This window comes from Iodidimonas sp. SYSU 1G8 (assembly GCF_039655775.1).
GTDB lineage: Bacteria > Pseudomonadota > Alphaproteobacteria > SMXS01 > SMXS01 > RI-34.
Window position 1 is genome coordinate 780,184 of the sequence record NZ_JBBYXJ010000001.1, and the last position, 25,641, is coordinate 805,824.

Here is a 25,641-nt window from a genome sequence, read left to right on the forward strand (position 1 = left end):
TCTCCCCTACGCTGCCTGAACCTGGGCGTTCTTGTAGGCAGCGATGCGCGCTTCCATTTCGGGACGGAAGTGACGGATCAGGCCCTGAATCGGCCAGGCCGCCGCGTCGCCCAACGCGCAGATGGTGTGTCCCTCGACCTGCTTGGTCACCTGCTGCAGCAGATCGATCTCCGGCACTTCGGCCTGGCCGCGCACCATGCGGTCCATGACGCGCCACATCCAGCCAGTGCCTTCACGGCACGGCGTGCACTGGCCGCAGCTTTCATGCATGTAAAACTTCGACAGCCGCGCGATCGCCTTCACGATGTCGGTCGACTTGTCCATGACAATGACGGCCGCCGTGCCGAGGCCGGACTGAACCGCCTTCAGCGAGTCGAAATCCATCAGGACGTCGTCGCAGATGCTCTTGGGCAGCACCGGAACCGACGAACCGCCCGGAATGACCGCGAGCAGATTGTCCCAGCCGCCGCGCACGCCGCCGCAATGCTTGTCGATCAGCTCGCGCAGCGGAATGCTCATCGCCTCTTCCACGGTACACGGCTTGTTCACGTGGCCCGAGATGCAGAACAGCTTGGTGCCGGCATTGTTCGGGCGACCGATGCCGGCGAACCAGGTGGCGCCGCGGCGCAGGATGGTCGGAATGACCGCGATGGATTCGACATTGGATACCGTGGTCGGACAACCCCAGACACCCATGTTCGCCGGAAATGGCGGCTTCAGGCGCGGCTGGCCCTTCTTGCCTTCCAGGCTTTCGATCAGGGCGGTTTCCTCGCCGCAGATATACGCGCCCATGCCGCGATGCACGTACACATCGAAACGATAGCCGGTGCCACAGGCGTTCGCGCCGATCAGACCGGCATCATAGGCCTCGTCGATGGCGCGCTGGAGATTCTCGGCCTCCCGGTAGAACTCGCCGCGGATGTAGATGTAAGCGGCGACGGCGCGCATGGCGAAGCCCGCGATCAGGCAGCCCTCGACCAGCTTGTGCGGGTCATGGCGCATGATCTCGCGGTCCTTGCAGGTCCCCGGTTCGCCTTCGTCCGCGTTCACCACCAGATAAGACGGGCGGCCATCGCTTTCCTTGGGCATGAACGACATCTTCAGGCCCGTCGGGAAACCCGCGCCGCCGCGGCCGCGCAGCCCGGATTCCTTCACCTGCGTGATGATCCAATCCTGGCCATTGCCGATGAAACCGGCCGTCCCGTCCCAGTCGCCGCGCGCACGGGCGCCGTTGAGGAACGGGTCCTGCAGGCCGTAAAGGTTGGTGAAGATGCGATCCTTGTCCGCCAGCATCACGCGGTCTCCTTCAGCGTCGTCGGACCGCCTTCCGGCGCCGAATTCTGGCGGTTGATCTGCGGACCGGCCTTGGGTTCGCGGCCCGCCGCGAGATCATCGAGGATGCGCGCGGTGGAATCCGCGTCCAGATCCTCGAAATAGTCGTCGCCGATCTGCATCATGGGCGCGTTCACGCAGGCGCCGAGGCATTCCACCTCGAGCAGCGTGAACTGGCCATCGGGCGTGGTCTGGCCGTTCTTCACGCCCAGTTTCTGGCGGCATGCTTCCATCACCTGATCCGAGCCACGCAGCCAGCACGGCGTCGTGGTGCAAACCTGGACGAAATGCCGGCCGACCGGCACCAGATTGTACATGGTGTAGAAGCTAGCCACCTCGTACACGCGGATATACGGCATGTTCAGCATCTCGCCGATCACCCGGATCGCCGCCTCGGGCAGCCACCCGCCATTCTGGCGCTGGGCGATATCGAGCAGCGGCATCACGGCGCTCTGCTGACGGCCCTCGGGATATTTGGCGATATGGCGGTTTACCTGCTCCATGCTCTCGGCGCTGAACGCGAAGCTGGCAGGCTGAGTAAAGGGGGCAGCGTGTACGCCGCTCATCGGTCGATCTCCCCGAACACGATGTCGAGTGAGCCGAGAATCGCGGGAATGTCCGCCAGCATATGTCCCCGGCACATGAAATCCATGGCGGCAAGATGCGGGAAACCCGGCGCGCGGATCTTGCAGCGATACGGCTTGTTGGAGCCGTCGGATACCACATAGACACCAAACTCGCCCTTCGGCGCCTCGACGGCGGCATAAGCCTCGCCTTCCGGCACCTTGTAGCCTTCGGTGTACAGCTTGAAGTGATGGATCAGCGCTTCCATGGAACGCTTCATCTCGCCGCGCTTGGGCGGCACGATCTTGCGGTCGAGCGAGGCGACCGGACCGGACGGCATTTCGTTGATGGCCTGCTTCATGATGCGCAGGCTCTGGCGAATTTCCTCGAGGCGCAGGATGAAGCGGTCGTAGCAGTCGCCGTGTTTCCCGATCGGGATATCGAAATCCATCTTCTCGTAGCTGTCATAGGGCTGCGACTTGCGCAGATCCCAAGCGATGCCCGAGGCGCGTAGCGGCGGACCGGAAAAGCCAAGATCGAACGCTTCATCGGCGCTGACGATGCCGATATCCACGTTGCGCTGCTTGAAGATGCGGTTCTCGATCAACATGGTTTCCATGTCGGCGAGCACGGCCGGGAACGTATCGGTCCAGGTATAGATGTCGGCGAGCAGCTCGGGCGGCAGGTCCTGATGAACACCGCCGGGCCGGAAATACGCCGCGTGGAGACGCGCGCCACACGCCCGCTCATAGAACACCATGAGCTTTTCCCGCTCCTCGAAGCCCCACAGGATCGGGGTCATCGCGCCCACGTCCATGGCGTGAGTCGTCAGGTTCAGCAGATGGTTGGCGATCCGGCCGATCTCGGAATAGAGGATACGGATGTACTGGCCGCGCGCCGGCACTTCGCACGCGAGGAGCTTTTCCACCGCCAGGGCGAACGCATGCTCCTGGTTCATGGGCGCGACATAGTCGAGCCGGTCGAAATAGGGCACCGCCTGCAGATAGGTCTTGTACTCGATGAGCTTTTCGGTGCCGCGATGCAGCAGGCCGATATGCGGATCAAGCCGCTCGACGATCTCCCCGTCAAGCTCGGTGATCAAGCGCAAAACACCATGCGCCGCAGGATGTTGCGGACCGAAATTGAGATTGTAGTTCTTCAGTTCGACGTCAGCCATCAGCCTTGCTTTCCAGCCTCGCCCGCCGCCTTCTCGTCGCCGGGCAGGATGTATTTCGCGCCTTCCCACGGGCTCATGAAGTCGAAGTTGCGGAACTCCTGCATCAGGCTGACGGGTTCGTAAACCACTCGCTTCTGCTCTTCGGAGTAGCGCACTTCCACATAGCCCGTCAGAGGGAAGTCCTTGCGCAGCGGGAAACCCTGGAAGCCGTAATCCGTCAGGATGCGGCGCAAATCCGGATGGCCGGTGAACATCACGCCGTACAGATCCCAGCACTCGCGCTCGAACCAGCTCGAAGACCCGAAGATCTCGATCACCGACGGCACGGGCGTATCTTCGTCCGTCTGCACCTTCACACGGATCCGGTGATTATGGGTCAGGCTGAGCAGATGGTAGACCACGTCGAACCGCAGCGGCCGGCTCGGATAGTCGGCGCCGCAGACATCGATCAGCTGACGGAACTGGCATTGCGTGTCGTCGCGCAGGAACTTCAGCACCCTCACGATGGACGCGGCCTGGGCCGTCAAGGTCAGCTCACCGAGACGGACCGAAAAGCCAGTCACGTCTTCCGCAAGGCTGGTGGCGATGAACTCGCCAAGCTCGTTTAGCGCGCCGTCCATCTGGGCCTCTATCGCGACAGGTTACCGGTTCGCCGGATTTTCTTCTGCAACTGCAGGATGCCGTAGACCAGCGCCTCGGCGGTAGGCGGACAACCCGGGACATAGATGTCGACTGGCACCACCCGGTCGCAGCCGCGCACGACGGAATAGGAATAATGATAGTACCCGCCGCCATTGGCGCAGCTGCCCATGGAAATCACGTAACGCGGCTCGGGCATCTGATCGTAGACGCGGCGCAGCGCCGGCGCCATCTTGTTGGTCAGGGTGCCGGCCACGATCATGACGTCCGACTGGCGCGGTGAAGCGCGTGGGGCGAAGCCGAAACGCTCCATGTCATAACGCGGCATGCTCGCCTGCATCATCTCGACGGCGCAGCACGCCAGGCCGAAGGTCATCCACCACAGCGAACCGGTGCGCGCCCAGTTGATGAGGTCGTCGAGACGGGCGACGATGAAGCCCTTGTCGGTCAGGTCTTCCGAAAGGCCCTGGAAATACGCCTGCGAGGCGGCGGTCGATGCGTCAAGCGGCGCTCCGGCGGGACGCACGGCCGGCGCGAGTGGATTTTCTATTCCCATTCCAGCGCCCCTTTCTTCCATTCATAGACGAAGCCGACGGTAAGCACGCCCAGAAACACCATCATCGACCAGAAACCGAACAGGCCGATCCCGCCCAGTGAGATAGCCCACGGGAACAGAAAGGCGACTTCGAGGTCGAAAATGATGAAGAGGATGGCCACCAGATAGAACCGGACGTCGAACTGGCCGCGCGTGTCGGCGAACGCGTCGAAGCCGCACTCGTAGGCTGACAGCTTGTCGGGATCGGGGTTCTGGCGGGCAACGAGGACGGACGCGCCGACGAGGATCAAAGCGAAGGCGATCGCGACGCCAAGGAACAGCAGAATAGGTAGGTATTCGGCGAGCAAACCCTGCATCGGAAACCGTCTTTTTTGAGTTGTGAGTTCCGGCTTACCGATCGGTCCGGCTGGGACTGATCGGGGCGCAGTATAGTCGGCGCACCCCCCAAGTCAAACCGATTGGACCCTAGATTTTGCAGGCCAGAACTGTGGGAAAGTGGCGAGAGTGACGGGACTCGAACCCGCGACCTTCGGCGTGACAGGCCGACGCTCTAACCAACTGAGCTACACCCCCACGAAGGGATTCTGCTGAACCGATCGGCGCGCCAGAGGCGCCTGGAACCCGTGTCAGGAGACCACGATCGGAACGCGAAAGAACGAAGTAAAGTGGCGAGAGTGACGGGACTCGAACCCGCGACCTTCGGCGTGACAGGCCGACGCTCTAACCAACTGAGCTACACCCCCGCAAGGGAGGCTTCGTTTACGGCACCGCCCGTATGGTGTCAACGCAGAATCGACCGGGGAGCGCCTAAGTTTGCGAGGCTGTTTGGCACTGGCCCGAATTCCGGCCGGACGCAGGTCTTTGTATCCGGCAACTGGCGCGGCCCGTCTGCGCCAAACAATGCGCTTGGGCCGAACCTAGAGAAATATCAGGAGGCTACACGAATCACTTCATGTGAGATGACAAGAGCCAAACCATCGGTCCCTCGAACGCCCGGCGCCACCGAGGACGCGCGGCGCCCTCGGAGCGGACTGCTGAGGTGCGTGAGGCTTTGGACAGGCCGCTCGGGGCCTGGAAAATGGTGGGCGATGACGGGCTCGAACCGCCGACCCTCTCGGTGTAAACGAGATGCTCTACCAACTGAGCTAATCGCCCGGAAGAATGCATAAATGAATCCGACCGCCTAGAGGCAGGCGGCCGGAATCGAAATCTTGGATCGTTTAAGAAAAACGATTTAGTTAACTGCGTCCTTCAACGCCTTGCCAGCCTTGAACTTGGGCTGCGAGGACGCAGGAATATCGATCGTGTCGCCGGTCCGCGGGTTACGGCCGGTCGTCGCGGCGCGCTTTGCCACGCTGAACGTGCCAAAGCCGACGAGGCGAACTTCTTCGCCCTTCGCCAACGCGCCCGAGATGCCGTCAAGAACGGCGTCGACCGCACTGGCCGCATCAGCCTTCGAGAGGCCTGCACTGGTTGCAACGGCCGCGATCAGGTCGTTTTTGTTCACGACAACCCCCTTGTTTGTAGATGATTTATCCAACAGGTCTCTCTTTGAGAGAGAGCGGAGTTTAGTTCGCACCTTTTGGAGCGTCAAAGGAAAAGCCCCCGAAGAGCGCAGAAAATCTACGCTTTTCGGGGGCACGATGGCTCACTCGGATATGACCGTCCGGTGCTTAGTGCGTAACGAGACCTTCCCCGTCGGCCGCCGGCTTGTCCTTGGCAAGGCTCGTTACCGAATCATCCTCTTCCCAGGTGATCGGCACGAGCGGCTTGGTCAGCGCATGACCGAGGACTTCCTCGACCGTGGATACCGGAATGATCTTCAGTCCGGTCTTCACATTGTCGGGCACCTCGGCCAGGTCCTTCTCGTTGTCCTTGGGAATCAACACGACCTTGATTCCGCCGCGAAGGGCCGCGAGCAACTTTTCCTTCAGGCCGCCGATGGCGAACACCCTGCCCCGCAGCGTCACTTCGCCGGTCATGGCGATGTCCTTGCGGACCGGGTTGTTGGTCAGCACCGACACGATCGAGGTGACCATACCGACACCGGCCGACGGACCATCCTTCGGCACCGCGCCTTCCGGAACGTGGATGTGGATATCGCGCTTCTCGAAGATCCGCGGATGAATCCCGAAGGTGGTCGCCCGCGACTTCACGAAGCTGGCCGCCGCCTGGATCGATTCCTGCATCACGTCACCGAGCTTGCCGGTGATGGTCATCTTGCCCTTGCCGGGTACGAGGACGGATTCGATGGACAGCAACTCGCCGCCCACTTCGGTCCAGGCCAGGCCGGTCACGACACCGACGCTGTCTTCCTCTTCGGCAATGCCGTAGCGGAAGCGGCGCACGCCCGAATAGTCGCCCAGATTCTCGGCGGTGACCCGCACCTTGTCGGTCTTGCCACCGACCAGTTCACGGATCGCCTTGCGCACGAGCTTGGCCAGTTCGCGCTCGAGACTGCGCACGCCGGCTTCCCGGGTGTAGTAGCGGATCAGGTCACGCAGGGCTTCGTCGGTGATCTCCCACTCGCCCTTCTTGATGCCGTTCTGTTCGAGCTGCTTGGCCACCAGGTGACGCTTGGCGATCTCGACCTTTTCATCCTCGGTGTAACCGCTGAGACGAATGATCTCCATGCGGTCCATCAGCGGACCCGGAATGTTCAGCGTGTTCGCCGTGGTCACGAACATCACCTTCGACAGGTCATAGTCGACCTCGAGGTAATGATCGTTGAACGTGCTGTTCTGCTCCGGATCGAGCACCTCCAGCAGCGCCGACGACGGATCGCCGCGGAAATCCGCACCCATCTTGTCGATCTCGTCGAGCAGGAAGAGCGCGTTGTTGCTGCCCGCCTTCTTCATGCTCTGGATGATCTTGCCGGGCATGGAACCGATATAGGTCCGGCGGTGACCGCGGATCTCGGCCTCGTCGCGCACACCGCCCAGCGACACGCGCACGAAGTCCCGGCCCGTCGCCTTGGCGATCGACTTGCCAAGCGAGGTCTTGCCGACGCCGGGCGGGCCGACCAGGCACAGGATCGGGCCGCGGATCTTCTTGGTGCGTTGCTGCACGGCAAGATATTCCAGGATCCGTTCCTTGACCTTCTCCAGACCATAATGATCCGTGTCGAGAACCGTCTCGGCGACCGAAATGTCGGTGCGTACCTTCTTGGACTTGTTCCACGGAATGTTGAGCAGCCAATCGAGGTAGTTGCGCACGACCGTCGCTTCCGCCGACATGGGGCTCATGTTGCGCAGCTTCTTCAGCTCGCCTTCGGCCTTGGTGCGGGCTTCTTTCGACAGCTTGGTCGCGTGAATCTTCTCTTCGAGTTCGGCGATCTCGTCCGCGCCTTCCTCGCCCTCGCCCAGTTCGCGCTGAATGGCCTTCATCTGCTCATTCAGGTAATACTCGCGCTGGGTCTTCTCCATCTGCTTTTTGACACGGCTGCGGATCTTCTTCTCGACCTCCAGCACGCCGATCTCGTTCTCCATCAGCGCGTAGACGCGTTCGAGACGCGAGCCGACATCCTCCATCTCCAGCAGTTCCTGCTTCTCGGAGATTTTAACGGACAGATGCGAGGCAAGGGTGTCGGCAAGCTTGGCCGGATCATCAATTTGATTCACCGAAACAAGAACTTCCGGCGGAACCTTCTTGTTCAGCTTCACATACTGCTCGAACTGCGAGACGACCGAGCGCGCCAGAGCTTCAAGCTCCGCGCGTTCGGCGAGGCTTTCCTCGATCTCGGAGGCCTTCGCCTCGAAGAATTCCGGATTGTCGACGAACTCATCCAGGCGCGCGCGCGAGCCACCTTCCACCAGCACCTTCACGGTGCCGTCGGGCAACTTCAGCAGCTGCAGAACGGACGCGATGGTGCCGACGCGGAAGATGTCGGCGTGGCCTGGGTCGTCCTGCCCGGCGTCCTTCTGCGTCACGAGAAGGATCTTCTTGTCATCCTTCATCACATCCTCGAGCGCCCGCACGGACTTCTCGCGCCCCACGAACAGGGGAACGATCATGTGCGGGAACACGACGATGTCGCGCAGCGGCAAAACCGGAAAGGTCGTTGACTTGTCTGATTTCTGCATGGCTTCCCATTCGATCCAGATTTGGGGGCCGACGAATCGACCGCCCCCACATTATCGTACCCGCTCAAATGGAGATTGGATCAGGAAAGATCAACCCCCGGGCCATCCGCCGGGGGAGCGGGGAAGTTCAGGCGCCCTTGCCCACGTCATCCCGGCGATCGGAATAGATATAGAGCGGCTGGGCGCGGCCTTCGACAACCTCGTTGTTGATGACCACCTCGCCAACGCCTTCCAGCGCCGGCAGATCAAACATGGTGTCCAGAAGGATCGCTTCCATGATCGAGCGCAGACCCCGCGCGCCAGTCCGGCGCTTGATCGCCTTGCGGGCGACCGCATGAAGCGCGTCCTCGGTAAAGCCGAGCGACTTGCCTTCCATCTCGAACAGGCGCTGATACTGCTTCACCAGAGCGTTCTTGGGCTTGGTGAGAATTTCGATCAGTGCCTCTTCGTCCAGATCGCGCAGGGTGGCGAGCACCGGAAGACGGCCGACGAATTCGGGGATCAGGCCGAATTTCAGCAGATCCTCTGGCTCGACGCCCTGCAGAACCTCGCCCGTCCGGCGATCTTCGGGGCCGACCACATTGGCGCCGAAGCCGATCGACTTGTTGGTACCGCGCGCGTCGATGATCTTTTCCAGGCCAGCAAACGCGCCGCCGCAGATGAACAGGATGTTGGTCGTGTCCACCTGCAGGAATTCCTGCTGCGGATGCTTGCGGCCGCCCTGGGGCGGCACGCTGGCGACCGTGCCTTCCATGATCTTCAGCAGTGCCTGCTGCACACCCTCGCCCGACACGTCCCGCGTGATCGACGGATTGTCGGACTTGCGGCTGATCTTGTCGACCTCGTCGATGTAAACGATGCCGCGCTGCGCCCGTTCGACATTGTAGTCGGCCGACTGCAGCAGCTTCAGGATGATGTTCTCGACATCCTCGCCCACATAACCGGCTTCAGTCAGCGTGGTGGCGTCGGCCATGGTGAAGGGCACATCCAGGATGCGCGCCAGTGTCTGGGCCAGAAGCGTCTTGCCGCAGCCCGTCGGACCGATCAGCAAAATGTTCGACTTGGACAGTTCGACGTCATTGTTCTTGGACGCGTGGTTCAGCCGCTTGTAGTGGTTATGCACCGCGACCGACAGCACCCGCTTGGCGGTCTGCTGACCAATGACGTAGTCATCCAGCACACGGCAGATTTCCGCGGGCGTGGCAATGCCTTCGCCGGACTTCACGAGCGAGTTCTTGTTCTCCTCGCGGATGATGTCCATGCACAGTTCGACGCATTCATCGCAGATGAACACGGTCGGTCCGGCAATGAGCTTGCGCACTTCGTGCTGGCTCTTGCCACAGAACGAACAATAGAGCGTGTTCTTGGAGTCGCTGCTTCCGCTGGTCTTGGTCATAGCCCGAGTCGTACTGCCATTTGCGAGCATGCTAGCCGGGCGCGGCCCGGCCAATCAATGCCTATGTTGCGGCGCGTTGCCGCGTTAGGGGCACTCTTGAAGGCCAAAACCCTTAAGCCGCCTTGCTCTGCGGGTCCGGGCGCTTCTCGAAGACCTCGTCGATCAGGCCGAACGCCTTGGCGTCGTTGGCCGTCATGAAGTTGTCGCGTTCGAGCGCGCGGCGGATGGTTTCGATGTCCTGGCCCGTGTGCTTTACGTAGATCTGGTTCAGGCGCTCGCGAATGGCGAGGATTTCCCGCGCATGAATTTCGATATCCGTCGCCTGACCCTGGGCGCCGCCCGACGGCTGATGCAGCATGACGCGGGCATTCGGGGTCGCGAAGCGACGGCCCGGTTCGCCAGCCTGCAGCAGCAGCGAACCCATGGACGCGGCCTGACCGATGCACACGGTGGACACCGGCGCCTTGATGTACTGCATGGTATCGTAGATCGCGAGTCCCGAGGTGACGATGCCGCCCGGCGAGTTCACGTAGAGCGCGATCTCCTTGCCGGGATTTTCGGCCTCGAGGAACAGCAGCTGGGCGCAGATCAGGCTGGAGACGCCGTCATCGATCGGCCCCACCAGGAAGATGATCCGCTCCTTGAGCATGCGCGAGTAGATGTCGTACGCACGCTCGCCGCGATTGCTCTGCTCGACCACCATGGGAACGAGAGCACTGTAGATTTCGTAAGGATCCCTCATCGCACCGCCTTGTTTTCCGGAGGCCCAGTTCAACGTGAACTAGGCCTCATGATTGGTTTTCAAAGGGTCTGACCGCTGACGGCCGCACCCCGATCGGTTCGACGCGTGGGCAGGCCAGGATTAGCTGGCGGCGGCCTCGGTCTCCTCGTCGGGGTCGCGGAACAGAGTCTCGCGATCGACTTCCTTCTCCGTAACTTCGGCCTTCTCCAGGATAAAGTCTATCACCTTATCCTCGAAAAGCGGGGCGCGGATCTGCTGCAGCGCGTCGGGGTTCTTCTGATAGAACTCGAACACGCGGCGCTCCTGGCCCGGGAAGCGCTGGGCTTCCATCATGATGGCCCGGTTCAGCTCTTCCGCCGTCACGGTGATCTCGTTGGTATCGCCGATCGTCGACAGCAGCAGGCCGAGGCGCACGCGGCGGATCGCGATGTTGCGATACTCCTCGCGAAGCTCCTCTTCCGGCTTGTCGGCCGTCGACAGGTCCTTGCCTTCTTCCTTCAGGCTGCGCTCGAAATCCTGCCAGATCTGGTTGAACTCCATGTCGACCATGCCTTCCGGCACCGGGAAATCATGCATTTCCGCCAACTGATCGAGCATGGCCCGCTTCAGCTTCATGCGCGAGACCCGGTTGTAGTCGGCGCCGATCTGTTCCTTGAGGCGCTCGCGCACTTCGTCGAGCGTCTCCATGCCGAGCTTCTTGGCCAGCTCGTCATCCACAGCGACTTCACTCGCGGTCTTGACTTCCTTTACCGTGACCTCGAACACCGCGGCCTGCCCGGCAAGATCGGCCGAACCGTAATCCTCGGGGAAGGTCACGTTGACGTCGCGGCTGTCGCCGGCCTTGACACCGACGAGCTGGTCCTCGAAGCCCGGGATCAGCGAGTTGGAGCCGAGTACCAGCTGATAATCCTCGGCGGCGCCGCCCTCGAAGGCCTCGCCATCGCGCTTGCCGACGAAATCGATCACCACCGCGTCGCCGGTCTGGGCCTCATGGCCGTCCGGCGCGGTCTCGTAGCTCTTCTGCTGGTCGGCGATGCGCTTCAGCGCGTCATCGATCTCGCTGTCCGGAACCGGCGAGAATTCCTTCTCCAGCTTCACGGTGGACAGATCGCCCGGGACGATTTCCGGCAGGATCTCGACCGACATTTCATATTCCAGATCGCTGCCCTTCTCGAAGGACTTGATCTCGATGTTCGGGCGCATGGCCGGGCGCAGGGAGTTCTGCTCCAGCGCCTCGCGCGAGGTGGTATTCACCGTTTCCTCGAGCACTTCGCCCAGCAGCGCGTCGCCATGCAGCTTGCGCAGATGCTTGACCGGCACCTTGCCGGGGCGGAAGCCCGGCAGGCGGATCCTGGTCGCAAGCTGCTCCAGCTTCTCGTGCAGCTTGCTGTCGAGCACGTCGGCCTCGACGGTGATTTTATACTCGCGCTTCAGGCCTTCGGCGCTGGTCTCGGTGACTTGCATAGTACGTCCGAACTCTGTTGGTGCTTCTAAATACAGACGGATTCTTGCGTTGTTGGTGCGGGCGAAGGGACTCGAACCCCCACGAGTTTCCTCACTGGAACCTAAATCCAGCGCGTCTACCAATTCCGCCACGCCCGCCACCTTCGTGGCGCAACTGCAATCCCGCCCCGCTCAGGGGGCGGACCTATAGCACACCTTTTTCGCGCAACGCCAGCGATCTTGAAACACAGGGTTCACGCAAGCTCGCGCAGCACGGCAGGAATGGTTTCCGTCAGGTCCTCGGCGATCAGGCCGGGGCCGAACAGCGTGGCGGCACGGCCATGTAACCACGCTCCGGCGGAGGCGGCCTCGAACGCGGGCATGCCCTGGGCGAGCAGCCCGATGATCAGGCCGGCCAGCACGTCGCCCGAACCGGCCGTGGCCAGGGTCGGCGGCGCGTTGGCGTTGATGGCGGCGCGCCCGTCCGGCGCGGCGATCACCGTGTCCGCCCCCTTGAGAAGGACCACCGCCCCTGCCCGGCGCGCGGCCGCCCGCGCGCGGTCGATCCGGCAGCCCTCGACCAGATCCGGAAAGACCCGCGAAAACTCGCCGTCATGGGGGGTGAGCACGCACGGACCGTCGATGGCGGCGAACAGATCATCGGGCCGGTCACGGAAGGACGTCAACCCGTCGGCGTCGATCACGCAGAAGCGGCCGCTGGCCAATGCCGCGCACGTCATCTCGCGGGTCTGCGGGCCGACGCCGCCGCCCGGTCCGATCAGGATCGCGTTGCGGCGCGGGTCCGCGAGCACCGTCGAGAAGTTGTCAAAGGCAAGTGTCATGACCGCGTTGAGCTGGGCCGCATGGGCCGGCAGGGCATCGGGTGGACATGCCACGGTCACCAGCCCCGCGCCCACTCGCAACGCCGCGCGCGCCGCGAGCCGCGCCGCCCCACCCTGGGCCAGCGGCCCCGACACCACGACCGCGTGCCCGCGCGCGTACTTGTGAGCCTCGATCCGCGGAAAGGGATAGGCCGCGCGCCAGAGCGGCGGTTCGTTCTCCCAGAGTTCCGGCCGAATCGTCTCCAGCACCGCATCGGGGATGCCGATGTCGGCGACGGTCACGGGCCCCGCGAGCACCCGCGAGTCGATCAGCAGATGGGCCGGCTTCTTGCGGAAGAAGGTCACCGTACGCGATGCCCGGACCGCCGGCCCCTTGATGAAGCCCCTCGTGCCCTCGACCCCGCTCGGCACATCGACCGCGAGAACCGGGACGCCGCGTGCATTGACCGCATCGACAACCGCCGCCGCCACTCCTTCAATGGGCCGGTCCAGTCCGGCACCGAACAGGGCATCGACCACGAGGCCGGCATTGGCGAGAAGATCGGGTGTCAACGGCTCGATGGGACCGTTCCAACGCGCCGCCATCTCCGCCGCGTCGCCTTTCAACCGCGCCACCTCGCCCAGCAGGCCGAGCCGTACCGTCCAGCCACGTTCGGACAGCAGGCGCGCCACGACGAATCCGTCACCGCCATTGTTGCCCGGTCCACACAGGATCGCGACAGGGCATGGCGCATGGGCGGCGAGGATGACATCCGCGACCGCCCAGCCGGCATTTTCCATCAGGACAAGGCCCGGAGTTCCGGCGGCGATCGCCAGCGCGTCCGCCCGATACATCTGTTCGACAGTGAGAAGCTCGACCCCGTTCATGACGCGACTGTACGGGCCATCCGGTCGGGAGGCCAAGAATTCCGTGACACGACAAAGGGGAAATTGGGGTGGCTGATGGGAATCGAACCCACGACCTCAGGTACCACAAACCCGCGCTCTAACCAACTGAGCTACAGCCACCGCAGCGGCGCAGTACTTACCCGCATTGATCCGGCCATGCAAGATCAGAAGAATGCTTTCATGCGCGCGATCGCCTCATCGAGCACCTCGTCCCGCTTGCAGAAGCAGAACCGGACCAGATGGGTCGGCGGATCGGCGGGATAGAAGGCCCCGACCGGCACGCAGCCAACCCGCGCGCCCGCCACCAGCATGCGCGCGAAGGCGAAATCGTCGCCCTGGTCCCAAAGCCCCCGGAAGTCAGCGGTCACGAAATAGGTCCCCTCCGACGGGAGGACGGCGAAGCCGACTTCCGCGAGTCCGGCGCTCAACCGATCCCTTTTGCGCGCCATCGCCGCGGCCAGTCCGGCGAAATACTCATCGTCCTTTCGCAGGCCGTGGGCCACACCCGCCTGGAGACTCGGCGGCGTGGTGAAGGTGATGAACTGATGCGCCTTGGCGACGGCATCGATCAGCGCGGGTGCCCCGGTGAGGTAGCCGACCTTCCAGCCCGTCAGGGAAAAGGTCTTTCCAGCCGATCCGACCCGAAGCGTCCGCTCGGCCATTCCCGGCAATGTCATCAACGGGATATGGCCGTGGCCGGAGAACACGAGATGCTCATAGACCTCGTCACAAAGCGCGTAGACGTCGTGCTCCTCGAGCAATTCCGCGATCAACGCCAGCTCGGCAGTGCTGAACACCTTTCCCGTCGGATTCATCGGGCTGTTGATGACCAGCAACTTGGTGCGAGGCCCGAATGCGGCGCGCAGCTCGGCCTCCGGCAGCGACCATTCCGGCGGTCGCAGCCGCACCATGCGCGCCGTCGCGCCCGCCAGCCGGACGATCGGCAGATACGAATCGTAGACAGGTTCGATCAATACCACCTCGTCGCCCGGACGCAGGAGGGCCAGCAGACTCGCGGTCAGTGCCTCGGTGGCGCCGGAGGTAATCAGGACCTGACTTTGCCAGTCGACCTCCAGGCCATGGAACCGGCGGCCGTGATCGGCGACCGCCTGACGCAGCGCCGGCAGACCCGTCATCGGCGGATACTGGTTGGGGCCGTCCAGCACGGCGCGCGCCGCCGCCGCCCGCACGTCCTCGGGTCCATCTTCGTCCGGAAACCCCTGCCCCAGATTGATCGCCTGGTGCTCGACAGACAGCGCCGACATCACGGTGAAGATGGTTGTGCCCAAGGCAGCGATGGTTTCGTTGACCTGTTTCATATGCCCGCCCCGCCGGCACTTTCCCTGCCTACATATTGACCATTTTGCCCGAAAAATGTGCAGCCATGGGTCAAGGACGGTCGATTCAGCATGGGGTGGACGCTCCGGAAATGGGAAGTTAGGCTGTGACGCAGAGTTGGCACGTATCGTGCTTGAAGCGACGTACTACGAAAATCCAAATCACTGGGGTTGGACGAACGCGAGCATGAAGAAGATTGAAGCGATCATAAAGCCGTTCAAGCTGGACGAAGTGAAGGAAGCCTTGCACGAGGTTGGCTTGAGCGGCATCACCGTCATCGAGGCCAAGGGCTTCGGGCGGCAGAAGGGCCACACCGAGCTGTATCGCGGCGCCGAGTACGTCGTCGATTTCCTGCCCAAGGTGAAGATCGAGGTCGTCCTGGACGACGCCCTGGTCGAACGGGCCATCGAAGCGATCCAGCAAGCGGCCCAGACCGGCCGCATCGGAGATGGCAAGATTTTCGTCTCCAACGTGGAGGAAGCCATCCGCATCCGCACCGGCGAGACCGGCGTCGACGCCATCTAACCTACCAGCCAACAAACACGAATCGGGAACGAGAGGAATATCCATGAGTGACGTGAACGCCCTGCTCAAGCGGATCAAGGACGAAGAGATCGAATATGTCGATCTGCGCTTCACCGACCCGCGCAGCAAATGGCACCATCTTTCCATGCACAAGGACGTCGTCGACGAGGACATGTTCGTCGAAGGCGTGATGTTCGACGGTTCCTCCATCGCCGGCTGGAAGGCGATCAACGAGTCGGACATGGTCCTGATGCCGGACGTGTCGAGCGCCGTCATCGACCCCTTCTCGGCCACCAAGCAGCTGATCGTGATCTGCGACATCCTGGAGCCGGGCAGCCATGAAGCCTATGGCCGCGACCCGCGCGGGACCGCCAAGGCGGCGCTCAACTACCTGAATTCGACCGGCATCGGCGACGCCGCCTATTTCGGCCCCGAGCCCGAATTCTTCATGTTCGACAACGTCCAGATGGACGTCGGCTACAACACGGCGTTCTACAAGTTCGACGACGTGGAAAGCCCGCACATGGCCGGCGCCGCCATCGAAGGCGGCAACATGGGTCATCGCCCGCGCATCAAGGGCGGCTACTTCCCCGCCAGCCCGGTCGATTCGGGCCATGACATCCGCGCCGAAATGCTCGGCACCATGCGCGCCATGGGCGTGCCGATCGAAAAGCACCACCACGAAGTGGCCACCTCGCAGCACGAACTGGGCATGAAGTTCGGCACTCTGGTGACCGCCGCCGACGCGGTGCAGATCTACAAGTATGTCTGCTCGAACGTCGCCCACGCCTATGGCAAGACCGTTACCTTCATGCCGAAGCCGGTCGCGCTGGACAACGGCTCGGGCATGCATGTGCATCAGTCGATCTGGAAGGGCGGCAAGCCGCTGTTCGCCGGTAATGGCTACGCTGACCTGTCGGAAGAGTGCCTGTACTACATCGGCGGCATCATCAAGCATGCCAAGGCGATCAACGCCTTCACCAACGGCACGACCAACAGCTACAAGCGTCTCGTCCCGGGTTATGAAGCCCCCGTGCTGCTGGCCTATTCGGCCCGCAACCGGTCGGCTTCGTGCCGCATCCCGTACTCGCCGAGCCCCAAGGGCAAGCGCGTCGAGATCCGCTTCCCCGATCCGGCCTCAAACCCCTATCTGGGTTTCGCCGCCATGATGATGGCCGGCCTCGACGGTATCGAGAACAAGATCCATCCGGGCGAGCCGATGGACAAGGATCTGTACCACCTGCCGCCGGAAGAACTGGCAGCCGTCCCCACCGTGTGCGGCAGCCTGCGCCAGGCCTGCGAGGCGCTGGACTCCGACCGCGACTTCCTCAAGAAGGGCGGCGTGTTCAACGACGACCAGATCAACGGCTATCTGGAACTGAAGATGGAAGAAGCGCTGGCGTGGGAAACCGCTCCGCACCCCATCGAATATATGATGTACTATTCCGCCTGACGCGAAGAGGCGGGCACCCCGCCCGCTTCACCTCTACACGGAAAGCCCCGGTTCGCCGGGGCTTTCTCTGTTTAACCCGGCGCACGCGCTGGGCCGCCCTGTACCCTGATGTCGTGTAACACCATATATCGGGTGCCTCTGCCGCTCTGCATACACTATACTGCGGCGCTCCTGATTCACGGTCCGTTCCCAAGGAAACAATGAGCACCAAGCCCGACGACGATCTCTTCGCCTCCAGCGCCGCCACCAGCGACTACTCGGCCAAGGATATCGAAGTCCTCGAAGGGCTGGAGCCGGTGCGGCGCCGGCCAGGCATGTACATTGGCGGCACCGACGAAAAGGCCTTTCACCATCTGGCCGCCGAGGTGCTCGACAACTCCATGGACGAGGCCGTGGCGGGTCATGCCTCGCGGATCGAGATCACCCTCTCCGAGGACGGCAGCCTGACCATTCGCGACAATGGGCGCGGCATCCCGGTCGATGCCCATCCCAAGTTCAAGAATGTCTCTGCGCTCGAAGTGATCCTGACCACATTGCATTCGGGCGGAAAGTTCGAGGGCAAGGCTTATGAAACGTCGGGCGGCCTGCACGGCGTCGGCATTTCCGTCGTCAACGCTCTCTCCGAATGGCTCCTGGTCGAGGTCGCGCGCGACAAAACCCTGTGGCGTCAGACCTACTCCCGCGGCAAGCCGACATCCAGGCTGGACAATATGGGGCCGGTGCACAACCGGCGCGGCACGACCATCGGTTTCCTGCCGGATTCGCAGATCTTCGGCGACGCTCTGGCGTTCAAGCCCTCTCGGCTTTACCGCCTCGCCCGCTCCAAGGCCTACCTGTTCAGGGGCGTCGAAATTCGCTGGAGCTGCGCGGCGTCGCTGCTGAAGGGAGACGACAAGACTCCCGAAGCCGATACCATCCATTTTCCCAACGGCCTGCTCGACTTCCTCAACCAGGAGATCGAGGGCGCCGATCTGGTGACGCCGACCCCCTTCGCCGGCACCGGCGAACTGGACGGCGGCGGCAAGGTGGAATGGGCCATCGCCTGGCCGACGGACCGGGACGGTTTCTTCAATTCCTATTGCAACACCATTCCGACCGTCGAGGGCGGCACCCATGAATCCGGCCTGCGCAACGCGCTGGTGAAGGGTCTTAAGGGCTACGCCGAACTGGCCGGCAACCGCAAGGCGGGCCAGATCACGGCCGAGGACGTGCTCGCCAATATCGCCGCGACCCTCTCGGTCTTCATCCGCGAGCCGCTGTTCCAGGGCCAGACCAAGGAACGCCTGTCGAGCCCCGAGGCCACGCGTCTCGTGGAAGCTGCGGTGCGCGACCATTTCGATCACTGGCTGTCAGGCGCGCCCCAGGTCGCCGACACCTTGCTCGCCTACGTGCTGCTGCGCGCCGACGAGCGGATCCGGCGCAAGCAGGAAAAGGAAACCGGCCGCAAGAGCGCCACGCGCAAGCTTCGCCTGCCAGGCAAGCTCACCGATTGCTCCAATGCGGGCACGGCCGGCACCGAGCTCTACATCGTCGAAGGCGACTCGGCTGGCGGCTCGGCCAAGATGGCCCGCGACCGCGCCAACCAGGCCGTGCTGCCGCTGCGGGGCAAGATTCTCAACGTGGCGAGCGCCGGACAGGACAAGACCGCGGCCAACCAGGAACTCAAGGACCTGCTGCAGGCGCTTGGCTGCGGTACCGACAGCCACTACCGCGAGGCAGATCTGCGCTACGACAAGGTCATCATCATGACCGACGCCGACGTGGACGGCGCCCATATCGCGACCCTGCTGATGACCTTCTTCTATCGCTCCATGCCGCAGATGATCCGGGAGGGCCATCTTTATCTCGCCCAGCCGCCGCTCTACCGGCTGACCCACAAGGGAACCACGGTCTATGCCCAGACCGACGCCGAGAAGGACCGGCTGGTGCGCGAAGTATTCAAGGGTAGCGACAAGGTGGATGTCGGGCGCTTCAAGGGTCTGGGAGAAATGCGGCCGGATCAGCTCAAATCCACCACAATGGATCCCAAGACCCGGACGCTGTTGCGGGTGAAGATTCCCGAAGGCTACATCGAACGGGAAGAAACTTCTGATCTGGTGGAACGCCTGATGGGCAAACGACCCGAGCTGAGGTTCGAATTCATTCAGAAATTCGCCTCTACTGTCAGCGATATTGACGTATAAACAAGGTGTGCGCGCGTGAATACGGCGTTGACTTCGCAGGCAAACCGCCTATGTTGCGACGCGTGATAATGCACAACTGGCTCGGCCGACGAATCGCCCACATCGACGAGACTTTATGGACACGTGGGCTCGCGTGTCGTGGGTGAACGGTATATCTGACGTGAACTTCGAATATCTAGGATTGGCCCCGGAAACCCTGCGGGCTGTTGAAGAAGCTGGCTACACGACGCCAACGCCGATCCAGGCGCAGGCGATCCCTGTCGTATTGCAAGGGCGCGACGTTCTCGGCATCGCCCAAACCGGCACCGGCAAGACCGCCAGCTTCACCCTGCCGATGATCGACATTCTGTCGCAAGGCCGCGCCCGGGCACGCATGCCGCGCTCGCTCATCCTCGAGCCGACCCGCGAACTCGCGGCCCAGGTCGCCGAGAATTTCGAGATCTACGGCAAGTATCACAAGCTCAACATGGCGCTGCTGATCGGCGGCGTGAGCTTTGACGATCAGGAGCGCAAGCTCGACCGCGGCGTCGACGTGCTGATCGCGACCCCGGGCCGGCTGCTCGACCATTTCGGTCGCGGCAAGCTGATGATGAACGGCGTCGACATCCTGGTGATCGACGAAGCCGACCGGATGCTGGACATGGGGTTCATTCCCGACGTCGAGCGTATCTGCTCGCTGATCACCAAGAAGCACCAGACCCTGTTCTTCTCGGCGACCATGCCGCGCGAGATTCAGAATCTGGTGTCCAAGTTCCTGACCGATCCCAAGCGGATCGAGGTCGCGCCGCCCTCCTCCACCGGCGCCAATATCGAACAGTTCCTCGTGCCGCTGAACACCAGCGAGGCGGGCGCCAAGCGCGCCAAGCTCCGCGACCTGCTGCGCGGCGAGGACGTCAAGAACGCCATCGTCTTCTGCAACCGCAAGCGCGACGTCGACGTCGTCTACCGGTCGCTCAAGAAGCACGGCTTCAACGCCGCCGCGCTGCATGGTGATCTGGACCAGGGCTCGCGCATGGAAGTACTGGAAAGCTTCAAGTCCGGTTCCGTGCAGCTGCTGGTCGCGAGCGATGTCGCCGCGCGCGGTCTCGATATTCCTTCCATGTCGCACGTGTTCAATTACGACGTGCCGTCCCATGCCGAGGACTACATCCACCGCATCGGCCGTACCGGACGTGCCGGTCGCAGCGGCCGCACCTTCATGCTCTCCACACCAGCGGATGCGAAGTGGCTGCGCAATGTCCAGAGCCTGATCGGCAAGCCGATCGGCATTCTGGGCAACGACACCGCCACCGCCATCGTCAACGACGCCGCACCGGACGCGGAAAAGTTTCGCGCCGAGGCCGGTGACGAGAAACGCGGCAAGCGCCGCCGCCGTCGCGGCAAGGGTGACCGCGGCACCGCCGCCGCCGCGCCTGAAATCGCAGAGGCTCCCATCGAACAACCCGAGACCATCGAGCAGCAACCCGTGCAACAACAGGCCACCCGCATGGACGAGACGCGGCGTAACAAGGACCAGCATCGCGGTGATGACCGTCGGCGCGACGACCGCCGCCCCGATCGCGATCGTCGCCAGAGCCGCGACGGCCGCGGCGAGCGCCGTTATCGCGAGGATGATTTCGAGCCCGTGCTCGGCCTGGGCGACCATGTGCCCGAGTTCCTGCTCCGTACCTTCACCATCGCGCCGATCGGCCTGGATGAAGACGAGGAAGAAACGGATTTCCTCGATGCCGATGGCGATGCCGATGATGGCCTGGTGCCCGAAGTCGTGGAGGCCATCGCCAGGGCGGAACCGGACGCAGCAGCGCCTGATGCCGCCCCTGCCCCGACCGCCAAGCCCAAGCGCAAGCGTAAGCGCAAGTCGGGCAAACCCGCCGCTGCCGCCGTGGATGTTTCCATCGAGATCGACGCCCTCACGGACGCCGCCGCGCCTCAGCTGATCGTCGAAACGGCCGCACCGGAGCCCGTCAGCGCGCCCGAACCGATTATGGAAACCGCGCCGTTGGTGGAAGCCGAGCCGGTCGCCGAAGCCGGGCCAGCCGCCGAAATTGAGCCGGCCGAAGCCAAGCCCAAGCGCGCCCGCAAGCCCGCCGCCAGGAAAGCCAAACCGGCGGAACCCGCGCCGGTCGTCGCGGCGGACCCACAAGTGGATGCGGAGAAACCTGCCGCCAAGCCGAAGCGCACGCGTAAGCCTGCGGTAAAGGCGGACGCCGCCATCCCAGAGACGTCCGCGGCCGACACGGCGCCAGCCGAAGCGGAAGCCCCGGCCAAGCCGAAACGTGTGCGCAAGCCCGCGGCGAAAAAGGCGGCTCCTGCCGAAGCCGCCCCTGAGGCAAACGCCGCCGACGCTGTCGCCGAAGCGAAGCCGAAAGCCAAGCGCAAGGCTCCTGCCAAGCCGCGTGCGCCGCGCAAATCACCCGCCGACGCCAGCTGATACCCGCGTCGCTCGACATCAGTTCCATGGGCCGGCGTCGCCGGACCATTGTCGTCTTGCCCGCCTATCGCATCCCCTTTAAGCAGGGGCATCGCAACAAGGGAGATGACCATGGAACTGGAAAAGGTGTCGCTCGACATCAATGACGGCGTCGCCGTTTTGAAGCTCAACGATCCGGAGGCGATGAACGCCGTCTCCCTGCCGATGCTGCAGAGCCTCAAGCAGGCCCTCGACGTGATCGAGGACCGCGAGAGCAAGGTGCGGGCGTTGGTCATCACCGGCGAGGGCCGTGCCTTCTGCGCCGGCGCCAATCTGAAGAATCGCAAGCCCGCCGATCCCGACGATCCCGACAATACGGTGGCGACTCTCGACGTCTATTACCACCCCATGCTGAAGCGCATCCGCGACCTGAAGGCGCCGGTCATCACGGCCGTCAATGGCGCCGCCGCGGGCGCGGGCATGAGCCTCGCCATTACCGGCGATCTGGTCTACGCCGCCCGCTCCGCCTATTTCATGCAGGCGTTCATCAACATCGGGCTGGTGCCGGACGCGGGCAGCACCTTCATTCTGCCCCGGCTGATCGGCAAGGCGCGGGCCGCCAAGATGATGATGCTGGGCGAGCGCGTTCCGGCCGAGAAGGCGCTGGAATGGGGCATGATCACCGAGGTGGTCGATGACGACAAGCTGATGGAGACCGTCATGGCGCTGGCCGAGCGCATGGCCAAGGGCCCGACCAAGGCCTATTCCTTCATCCGCAAGGCGCTCGCCGCCACCTGGGCCAATAATTACGACCAGCAGCTTGAGCTGGAGTACAACCTTCAGATTCGCGCCTCCAAGACCTACGACTACACCGAAGGCACGACCGCGTTCCGCGAGAAGCGCCCGGCCAAGTTCGAAGGCCGCTGATCGTCTGGTTGCCGCTCCGTCATCCCGGCGGGATGACGGAGCGATCTTTACGATTTCCCGGATTTCACACGCTTCGTGGATGCCGCCCGCACTGCCTCGTCGAGAGCCTTGCGCGCCCACTCGGCCATGTCGTCCGGTTCATCGAGCAGCGCCTCGGGCACCTCGTGATAGGACAGGATGCCGCGCGCTCCCTTGGCCGTCTCATAGCTGAAAGGCCGGCAGCCGGCGGCCTCGAAGTCTGGACGATTGCCCGCGCCTGATTTCAGGTACAGCCGGTCGCCGGCGATCAGGCCGAACATGACGCCATCCCGAAAAAGACCCACGCCGCCAAACATGCGTCTCGGGGTAACGCCCTGCAACGGCTCCATCAGTTCCATGATGAAAGCCGCGAATTCGGCGCTGACCGCCAACTCAGACGTCCATCATGTTGACCGTGGCGCCAGGCAGGCGAACGACGAGCCCATCCACCTCGTCGGTCAACACAAGCTGACAGCCAAGTCGCGACGTCGGACGCAGGCCGAACGCCAGGTCGAGCATGTCTTCCTCGTCCTGGCTCGGCTTGGGTAATTTCGCATAGAACGTCTTGTCGACGATGACATGACAGGTCGAGCAGGCCATCGACCCCTCGCATACACCCTCGATGTCGATGTCGTTGTCATGGGCAATTTCCAAGACCGACTCACCGGCCTTGGCGGTCACCTCTTTACGGGTCTGTCCATCCGCGCTGACGAAAATCATCCTGGGCATCGGGTCAAACCGCCTTTCTCAGTCTGGTTACGTTGCTCGTCACCGTATCGATGGCGTAATCGATTTCAGCATCCGTGGTAAAGCGGCCGATGCCGAAGCGGATGCTGGCCTGCGCCAGCCTTTCCGGAATCCCGAGCGCACGCAATACATACGACGGTTCAGCCACCGCGGATGCACAGGCGGCGCCGGACGAGACCGCCAGCTCGCGGAGCCGCGCCAGCAGCAACGCACCGTCCACATCGGGAAAACTCAGGCTGACATTGCCGGGGATCCGGCGGTGTCGATGGCCATTCAGCACGGCGTCGGGCAGGCGGGCGCGGATGCCGTCCACAAACCGGTCGAACTGGCCGCGCAACCGTATCGCCTCGGCAGCCATTTCGCCGCTCGCGGTGGCGCACGCGCTGCCCAGCCCCACGCAGAGCGCCGGCGAGAGCGTGCCGGAGCGCAAGCCGCCTTCCTGGCCGCCGCCGCTCATGATGGGATCCAGCTTCAGGCGCGCGCCGGCCCGCACATAGAGCGCGCCGATGCCTTTCGGACCGTAGAGCTTGTGGCCGGAAATGCTCATCATGTCGATGTTATCGGCGGTGACATCCAGCGGCATCTTGCCAACCGCCTGGGCCGCATCCGTGTGGAAGAATACACGCCTCTCACGGCAGACAGCGCCGATCCCGGCCAGGTTTTGGATCACGCCAATCTCGTTGTTCACCGACATGACCGACACCAGCAGCGTTCGCTCGGTGATCGACTCGCGCAATCCATCTAGATCGACGATCCCATCGGCCGCGACCGGCAAATAGGTGACCGAATAGCCTTCCCGTTCCATCGCCGCCATGGATTCGAGCACGCATTTGTGTTCGGTGGCGACGGTGATCATATGATCGCGGTACTTGCGATAGAACCGTCCCGCGCCCTTGATCGCCAGGTTGTTGGACTCCGTGGCGCCGGAGGTGAATACGATCTCCTTCTCCTGCGCGCCGATGGTGGCGGCGACTTGCGCGCGAGCCCTTTCCACGGCGTCCGCCGTTTCCCAACCATATTTGTGGCTGCTGGAATGCGGGTTGCCGAACTTGCCCGTGAGATAGGGCATCATGTCCTCGAGCACGCGCGGATCGAGCGGCGTGGTCGCCTGATAGTCCATATAGATCGGCAGGGAAATCTTGGCGTCGGACATCAGCCGGCCTTTCTGCGCGCCATGCGCGCGCGCATCGCGCTCCAGGCGTCGAAGAGCCGGTCCATGTCCCGGGCTGTCGTGGCCCAGCCCAGACTGACCCGGATCGCCGATCCGGCGATCCTGGCATCAAAGCCCATGGCCGAGAGGACTCGGGAAGCGCGCACCTTGCCCGAGGAACAGGCAGCGCCGGCACTAACGCCAACCCCCGCCAGATCGAGCGCCATCACCTGGGTCTCGCTGGGTGTGCCTGGCAACCCGACGCAGCTGGTGTTGGGAAGCCGCGCGGCCGAACCGGCGACGATCACCGCCTCTGGCGCCTCCGCCATCACTCGGCGCTCCCACGCGTCCCGCAACGGCGCCAGCGCGTCCTGCAACGACACCGCGGCCTGTGCCGCCACGCCGAAGCCGACGATCCCGGGCACGTTTTCCGTCCCCGAGCGCCTGCCCTGCTCCTGCCCGCCGCCGCGAACCAAAGGCGTCAGCGCGCAGACCTCGCGCACCACGAGCGCCCCGACCCCTTGCGGCCCGCCCAGCTTGTGCGCCGACAGGCTGAGACAATCGGCGTCCATGTCCTCGAACGACAAGGCGATCTTGCCGGCGGCCTGCACGGCATCGCAATGAAGGCGCGCGCCCATGCGGCGAACCAGCGCGGCGACCGCCGCGACGGGCTGCGCCACGCCCGTCTCGTTATTGGCCACCATGACCGACACCAGCGTGCCGCCATCGCGCGGGAAGCCCGAGAGCACCGCCTCCAGCGCCGCGAGATCGATGACGCCGTCGTGATCGACCGCAACAGTCGTCACGGGCAGGCCGCTCCCCGCCGCCGTATCGGCGATGGAATCGTGCTCGACGGCGGAGATGACGAGCCGCGCCGCGCCCGTTCGCGTCAGGGCCGCCGCATTGGATTCCGAGCCGCCGCTGGTGAACACGATCTCCGAGGGCTTGCAGCCGACCAGTCCGGCGACTTGGGCCCGGGCCTGCTCGACCGCCGCGCGCGCCGCCCGTCCCGGCCGGTGCACCGAAGACGGATTGCCGACGCGCGAGAGGGTCTCGCTCATGGCGGAGATGACGTCGGGACGAACGGGCGCGGTCGCGTTGTAGTCCAGATAGACGTAAGGCAGCGTCATGACCTCACCTTGACCCATGGGCGGACGTGGACGCCGCCAGACACAGATTCGCTAAGAAAGCCATGATCCGATGCTCGCATTGCCACGGTTTGGTGTTAT

Annotated in this window: 22 protein-coding genes and 5 tRNA genes; 5 read left to right on the forward strand and 22 right to left on the reverse strand. The window is 63.4% G+C overall.

Annotated elements, in window-relative coordinates; all coding sequences use genetic code 11:
- Nucleotides 1–6 precede the first annotated feature (6 nt).
- The 18 genes from nuoF to WJU17_RS03925 form a co-directional block, all read right to left on the reverse strand.
- Nucleotides 7–1,293 carry an NADH-quinone oxidoreductase subunit NuoF gene (gene nuoF, locus WJU17_RS03840; RefSeq protein ID WP_346326016.1) on the reverse strand — a complete coding sequence of 429 codons (1,287 nt, stop codon included), beginning with the start codon at nucleotides 1,291–1,293 and terminating at the stop codon, nucleotides 7–9.
- Nucleotides 1,293–1,898 (reverse strand): NADH-quinone oxidoreductase subunit NuoE, encoded by a 606-nt coding sequence (nuoE, locus tag WJU17_RS03845; protein ID WP_346326017.1) that lies wholly within the window; start codon nucleotides 1,896–1,898, stop codon nucleotides 1,293–1,295. Before nuoE ends, nuoF begins: the two co-directional genes overlap by 1 nt.
- Complete coding sequence (locus WJU17_RS03850) at nucleotides 1,895–3,073, reverse strand: NADH-quinone oxidoreductase subunit D (protein WP_346326018.1); 1,179 nt, start codon at nucleotides 3,071–3,073, stop codon at nucleotides 1,895–1,897. Before WJU17_RS03850 ends, nuoE begins: the two co-directional genes overlap by 4 nt.
- Nucleotides 3,073–3,693 carry an NADH-quinone oxidoreductase subunit C gene (locus WJU17_RS03855; protein ID WP_346326019.1) on the reverse strand — a complete coding sequence of 207 codons (621 nt, stop codon included), beginning with the start codon at nucleotides 3,691–3,693 and terminating at the stop codon, nucleotides 3,073–3,075. Before WJU17_RS03855 ends, WJU17_RS03850 begins: the two co-directional genes overlap by 1 nt.
- Before the next feature lie 8 nt (nucleotides 3,694–3,701).
- Complete coding sequence (locus WJU17_RS03860; RefSeq protein WP_346326020.1) at nucleotides 3,702–4,289, reverse strand: NADH-quinone oxidoreductase subunit B family protein; 588 nt, start codon at nucleotides 4,287–4,289, stop codon at nucleotides 3,702–3,704.
- Complete coding sequence (locus WJU17_RS03865) at nucleotides 4,259–4,624, reverse strand: NADH-quinone oxidoreductase subunit A (RefSeq protein WP_346326021.1); 366 nt, start codon at nucleotides 4,622–4,624, stop codon at nucleotides 4,259–4,261. Before WJU17_RS03865 ends, WJU17_RS03860 begins: the two co-directional genes overlap by 31 nt.
- Before the next feature lie 140 nt (nucleotides 4,625–4,764).
- A tRNA-Asp gene (locus WJU17_RS03870) sits at nucleotides 4,765–4,841 on the reverse strand.
- A 93-nt stretch (nucleotides 4,842–4,934) separates the two neighbouring features.
- Nucleotides 4,935–5,011: transfer RNA gene (locus tag WJU17_RS03875), tRNA-Asp, on the reverse strand.
- A gap of 336 nt (nucleotides 5,012–5,347) precedes the next feature.
- Nucleotides 5,348–5,423, reverse strand: a tRNA-Val gene (locus WJU17_RS03880).
- A 79-nt stretch (nucleotides 5,424–5,502) separates the two neighbouring features.
- The gene (locus WJU17_RS03885) at nucleotides 5,503–5,775 is read right to left on the reverse strand and encodes an HU family DNA-binding protein (protein ID WP_346326022.1); all 273 of its coding nucleotides are present in this window, start codon (nucleotides 5,773–5,775) and stop codon (nucleotides 5,503–5,505) included.
- 166 nt (nucleotides 5,776–5,941) lie between these two features.
- Nucleotides 5,942–8,350 carry an endopeptidase La gene (gene lon / locus WJU17_RS03890; protein WP_346326023.1) on the reverse strand — a complete coding sequence of 803 codons (2,409 nt, stop codon included), beginning with the start codon at nucleotides 8,348–8,350 and terminating at the stop codon, nucleotides 5,942–5,944.
- Between the two features lie 127 nt (nucleotides 8,351–8,477).
- On the reverse strand, nucleotides 8,478–9,746 hold the full coding sequence (clpX, locus tag WJU17_RS03895; RefSeq protein WP_346326024.1) for an ATP-dependent Clp protease ATP-binding subunit ClpX: 1,269 nt from the start codon (nucleotides 9,744–9,746) through the stop codon (nucleotides 8,478–8,480).
- 112 nt (nucleotides 9,747–9,858) lie between these two features.
- Complete coding sequence (locus WJU17_RS03900; RefSeq protein ID WP_346326025.1) at nucleotides 9,859–10,488, reverse strand: ATP-dependent Clp protease proteolytic subunit; 630 nt, start codon at nucleotides 10,486–10,488, stop codon at nucleotides 9,859–9,861.
- A 120-nt stretch (nucleotides 10,489–10,608) separates the two neighbouring features.
- Nucleotides 10,609–11,952 (reverse strand): trigger factor, encoded by a 1,344-nt coding sequence (gene tig / locus WJU17_RS03905; RefSeq protein ID WP_346326026.1) that lies wholly within the window; start codon nucleotides 11,950–11,952, stop codon nucleotides 10,609–10,611.
- A 53-nt stretch (nucleotides 11,953–12,005) separates the two neighbouring features.
- Nucleotides 12,006–12,090 (reverse strand) — tRNA-Leu (locus WJU17_RS03910).
- A gap of 95 nt (nucleotides 12,091–12,185) precedes the next feature.
- Complete coding sequence (locus WJU17_RS03915; protein WP_346326027.1) at nucleotides 12,186–13,640, reverse strand: NAD(P)H-hydrate dehydratase; 1,455 nt, start codon at nucleotides 13,638–13,640, stop codon at nucleotides 12,186–12,188.
- Between the two features lie 64 nt (nucleotides 13,641–13,704).
- Nucleotides 13,705–13,781: transfer RNA gene (locus tag WJU17_RS03920), tRNA-His, on the reverse strand.
- A gap of 44 nt (nucleotides 13,782–13,825) precedes the next feature.
- The gene (locus tag WJU17_RS03925; protein ID WP_346326028.1) at nucleotides 13,826–14,980 is read right to left on the reverse strand and encodes an aminotransferase; all 1,155 of its coding nucleotides are present in this window, start codon (nucleotides 14,978–14,980) and stop codon (nucleotides 13,826–13,828) included.
- Between the two features lie 205 nt (nucleotides 14,981–15,185).
- Between WJU17_RS03925 and WJU17_RS03930 the strand changes: the two genes are divergently transcribed.
- From WJU17_RS03930 to WJU17_RS03950, 5 genes are all read left to right on the forward strand, one after another.
- Nucleotides 15,186–15,524 carry a P-II family nitrogen regulator gene (locus WJU17_RS03930; protein ID WP_346326029.1) on the forward strand — a complete coding sequence of 113 codons (339 nt, stop codon included), beginning with the start codon at nucleotides 15,186–15,188 and terminating at the stop codon, nucleotides 15,522–15,524.
- A 43-nt stretch (nucleotides 15,525–15,567) separates the two neighbouring features.
- A complete protein-coding gene (gene glnA / locus WJU17_RS03935; RefSeq protein WP_346326030.1) occupies nucleotides 15,568–16,977 on the forward strand; it encodes a type I glutamate--ammonia ligase in 1,410 nt (469 codons plus the stop codon).
- A 200-nt stretch (nucleotides 16,978–17,177) separates the two neighbouring features.
- Entirely contained in the window at nucleotides 17,178–19,160 is a 1,983-nt protein-coding gene (gene parE, locus WJU17_RS03940; RefSeq protein ID WP_346326031.1) for a DNA topoisomerase IV subunit B, read from the forward strand.
- 160 nt (nucleotides 19,161–19,320) lie between these two features.
- The gene (locus WJU17_RS03945; RefSeq protein WP_346326032.1) at nucleotides 19,321–21,591 is read left to right on the forward strand and encodes a DEAD/DEAH box helicase; all 2,271 of its coding nucleotides are present in this window, start codon (nucleotides 19,321–19,323) and stop codon (nucleotides 21,589–21,591) included.
- Between the two features lie 111 nt (nucleotides 21,592–21,702).
- Entirely contained in the window at nucleotides 21,703–22,497 is a 795-nt protein-coding gene (locus tag WJU17_RS03950) for an enoyl-CoA hydratase/isomerase (protein ID WP_346326033.1), read from the forward strand.
- Between the two features lie 47 nt (nucleotides 22,498–22,544).
- On the opposite strand, the gene WJU17_RS03955 is transcribed toward WJU17_RS03950, so the two are convergent.
- Genes WJU17_RS03955 through WJU17_RS03970 form a run of 4 tightly spaced genes read right to left on the reverse strand, consistent with a single transcriptional unit; the run spans nucleotide 22,545 to nucleotide 25,542 of the window.
- Nucleotides 22,545–22,907, reverse strand: coding sequence for a TfoX/Sxy family protein (locus tag WJU17_RS03955; RefSeq protein WP_346326034.1), 363 nt, complete (start codon nucleotides 22,905–22,907; stop codon nucleotides 22,545–22,547).
- Between the two features lies 1 nt (nucleotide 22,908).
- On the reverse strand, nucleotides 22,909–23,244 hold the full coding sequence (locus WJU17_RS03960) for a ferredoxin family 2Fe-2S iron-sulfur cluster binding protein (protein ID WP_346326035.1): 336 nt from the start codon (nucleotides 23,242–23,244) through the stop codon (nucleotides 22,909–22,911).
- Nucleotides 23,245–23,248: 4 nt separating this feature from the next.
- Nucleotides 23,249–24,415, reverse strand: coding sequence for an aminotransferase class V-fold PLP-dependent enzyme (locus WJU17_RS03965; RefSeq protein ID WP_346326036.1), 1,167 nt, complete (start codon nucleotides 24,413–24,415; stop codon nucleotides 23,249–23,251).
- Nucleotides 24,415–25,542 carry a cysteine desulfurase family protein gene (locus tag WJU17_RS03970; protein ID WP_346326037.1) on the reverse strand — a complete coding sequence of 376 codons (1,128 nt, stop codon included), beginning with the start codon at nucleotides 25,540–25,542 and terminating at the stop codon, nucleotides 24,415–24,417. Before WJU17_RS03970 ends, WJU17_RS03965 begins: the two co-directional genes overlap by 1 nt.
- Nucleotides 25,543–25,641: the final 99 nt, after the last annotated feature.